The sequence below is a fragment of the Sulfurimonas sp. genome (assembly GCF_028694895.1).
GTDB lineage: Bacteria > Campylobacterota > Campylobacteria > Campylobacterales > Sulfurimonadaceae > Sulfurimonas.
This window is the reverse complement of sequence record NZ_JAQVKA010000108.1, coordinates 1,394-4,498: the sequence shown is the minus strand read 5'-3', so window position 1 is coordinate 4,498 and position 3,105 is coordinate 1,394. Positions and strand designations below refer to the sequence as shown.

5 protein-coding genes are annotated in these 3,105 nt (G+C 35.7%); 4 read left to right on the top strand and 1 reads right to left on the bottom strand.

Features of this window, described 5'->3' with window-relative positions; genetic code table 11:
• The 3 genes from PHI38_RS09195 to murU all read left to right on the top strand — a co-directional run.
• The coding region (locus PHI38_RS09195) for an anhydro-N-acetylmuramic acid kinase (RefSeq protein ID WP_299855406.1) at positions 1 to 683 on the top strand (683 nt) is incomplete at its 5' end.
• Positions 676 to 1,614 (top strand): phosphotransferase, encoded by a 939-nt coding sequence (locus PHI38_RS09190; RefSeq protein ID WP_299855403.1) that lies wholly within the window; start codon positions 676 to 678, stop codon positions 1,612 to 1,614. The genes PHI38_RS09195 and PHI38_RS09190, both read left to right, overlap by 8 nt.
• Positions 1,611 to 2,273, top strand: a complete 663-nt coding sequence (murU, locus tag PHI38_RS09185) for an N-acetylmuramate alpha-1-phosphate uridylyltransferase MurU (protein ID WP_299855400.1) — start codon at positions 1,611 to 1,613, stop codon at positions 2,271 to 2,273. Before PHI38_RS09190 ends, murU begins: the two co-directional genes overlap by 4 nt.
• Here the strand turns inward: murU and PHI38_RS09180 are convergent.
• Positions 2,260 to 2,406 (bottom strand): hypothetical protein, encoded by a 147-nt coding sequence (locus PHI38_RS09180; RefSeq protein ID WP_299855397.1) that lies wholly within the window; start codon positions 2,404 to 2,406, stop codon positions 2,260 to 2,262. The genes murU and PHI38_RS09180 overlap by 14 nt on opposite strands.
• 73 nt (positions 2,407 to 2,479) lie before the next feature.
• Here PHI38_RS09180 and PHI38_RS09175 point away from each other — a divergent pair.
• Positions 2,480 to 3,105: lytic murein transglycosylase (locus PHI38_RS09175; RefSeq protein WP_299855394.1), on the top strand; the 626-nt coding region annotated here is incomplete at its 3' end.

Here is a 3,105-nt window from a genome sequence, read left to right as displayed (position 1 = left end):
GAGCACCGTTTACTCCGGCATTCCATCAATATTTATTTTCAAAATTGGGAGCTAATGTAGCAGTTTTAAACATTGGCGGAATGGCAAACATCACACTTCTTGGCAATAGACTTATCGGTTATGACACTGGTTGTGGAAATGTGCTTATGGATTATTGGGTTTCACACTACAACGGTAGTTCATACGACAAAGATGGAGAGTGGGCAAAATCAGGAACTCCAAACCAAGAGCTACTAAGAGAATTTTTAAAAGAACCTTACTTTTCAAAAAGTGCTCCAAAGAGTACTGGTCGAGAACTTTTTGGCCAGAAATGGCTTAAAGCTCATCTAAATAACTTTGCTAAAAAAAATCAAAATAACTCATACTTAAAGGCCAGAGATATTCAAGCCACACTTCTTGAGTTAACCGCCATAAGCATTGCAAATGAGATAAAAAAAAGTGCTACAACTCTATTAATAGGTTGCGGTGGAGGCATTAACAACAGCTATCTCATGAAACGTTTGCAAGAAGAGTTAAAGGGTGTAAAAATAGTTCCAAGTGATGAGTATGGTGTAAGTAGCGAGTTTATGGAGGCTATGGCATTTGCTTGGCTCTCTCATGAGAGAATCCATAAAAAATGTGTTAAAATTTCGTCCGTTAGCGGAGCGCTAAGAGATTCAATTTTAGGTGCTATATATGAGTAAGATACAAGAGTGGCTAGGTGAGACTTCGTTTAAAAATTACACTATTGAGAGTGCACTTGCAGATGCGAGTTTTAGAAAATATTACAGACTCAGAAACGGTGATAAAACTGCAATTTTAATGGACTCTTCAAAAGAGTTGAACTCCATGAAAGCTTTTATAGAGATAACTTTAAAACTTCATGCTTCTGATGTATGTGCACCAAAACTTTTTGAACAGAATCAAGAAGATGGTTATCTAATCTTAGAAGATTTTGGAACAACCCACTATTTGGACATCTTAAACGAGCAGAATTATAAAGCATTTTATACAAAAGCTATAAATACAATTTTAAAGATGCAGAAGATTGATGCCTCATCACTGCCTAAATATGATAAAGACTTTCTTCATTTTGAGATGGATTTGATGCAGGAGTGGTACTTAGAAAACCTATTGCAGCTAAAAATAAGCGAACCTCAGAAAAAACTCATCAAAAAGACTCTAGATGCAATTAGCACTGTTGTACTAGAACAACCTCAAGGAATCTTTGTACATCGTGATTTTCACTCTAGAAATATTATGTTAAAGAGTGATAAAAAAATCGGTATTATAGATTATCAAGACGCTATGAGTGGCGCTCTCACTTATGACTTGGCCTCTTTACTCAAAGATTGCTATGTTGCTTATGATAGAAAAGAGATAAAAAAATTAGCATTAGAGTTTCGCGATAAAAAAGGACTTAAAGTAGATGATGAGACATTTGTAAAATGGTTCGATTTTATGGGTATGCAAAGACATATAAAAGTACTTGGAGTCTTCTCACGCCTTAGTATTCGTGATAAAAAAGATGGATATTTAAAAGATATACCTCTCACTTTAAAGTATCTCATAGATACAGCACTTAGGTATGAGCAGACAAAAGAGTTTGCTTCTTTTTTAAACTCTCTTAAATGAAAGCAATGATCTTGTGCGCTGGGCGTGGTGAGAGAATGCGCCCACTTAGTGATAAAATCCCAAAACCACTTATAAAAATCCACTCTAAACCCCTCGTTGTGTGGCATATAGAAAAATTAGCCTATCTTGGATTTAGCGAGATTATTATAAACATCGCGTATCTTGGAGATAAAATCATCTCATACCTCGGAGATGGCTCAAAGTGGGGAGTTAAGATAATCTACTCTGATGAGAGAGAGAGTGGCGCGTTAGAGAGCGCTGGTGGGATTATAAAAGCGCTTCCGCATTTAAGTAGCGATACTTTTTTGGTTGTAAATGGGGATGTTTGGTGCGATTATGAGTTTGAGAGAGATTTTGATTTGGGGAGTGATTTAGCACACCTTATTCTTGTCCCAAACCCAGAACATAACCCTATTGGAGACTTTGGGCTTGATAAGTGTAGAGCTACAAACAGTGCAGATACAAAATATACTTTCTCAGGCATTGGATATTACAATCCTGTACTTTTTCACACACTCAAAGAAGCAAAGCTCCCATTAGCGCCAATTCTTCGCCAAGCTATTGATAAAAATAGGGTAAGTGCTTCTTTGTATGAGGGAGTGTGGCATGATATAGGCACACCACAGAGGCTTCGCGTTGCAGAAGCTACTTTTGTATAAACTGTCCGCACCCTTTTACTTCAGTGCCTTTGAATGTTTTATAATCTTCATTACCATCTAGATAAGATTGAAATCTAGCACACTCCTTGCTTTTTAAACATATCTCGTTGTTACAAGCTTTGTCTACTTCCATCTCTACTCCTGCGTTTTGTTTTTTAAAGTCCGCTATTATACTAAAAAAGTAAAAAACAGAGGATTTCCACATCATGACAAAACTATTTTTTATCCTATTATTGCCTCTTCTTCTTTTTGCAAAATATGATAATTGTGCCTTTAAAAACAAAGATTATGAAGATGTTTGTAAAAAAGCTATAAATAACGGTGTTACTTATGAATATGCAAATGATTTTTTACTCTCATACTTTAAAACAAAAAAATTTGATGAGGTAAGTTACAAATACTTACAGCCTCAGTTCATAGCTCAACATAAAAAAAATGAGAAAAAAGCAAACAACACACTTGTAAAGTATGTCTCTGACATGGTTGTGCATCTAAAAGAGTATGAAGAAGTGTATGATTTTGCGCAAAAGAAGTATGGAGTAAATCCTGAAATCATTGCCGCGATTTTAATCAAAGAGACAAAACTTGGAAAAATAAAGCCTTCACATGACGCTTTTATCGTCTTTAATACTCTGGTTTTAAGAACAAAGCCAAACTCACAAAGAGAGAAGTGGCTCTTAAATATGGGTAAAACAAATATGGTCTCAATCATAACTCACTGCTATAAAAGAGGCGTAACCCCGCTAGAGTGCAATCTTCCAAGCTCTTATGCTGGAGCTATTGGAATCCCACAGTTTATGCCAAACAGTTTTGTATATGCAAAAGGGTATAA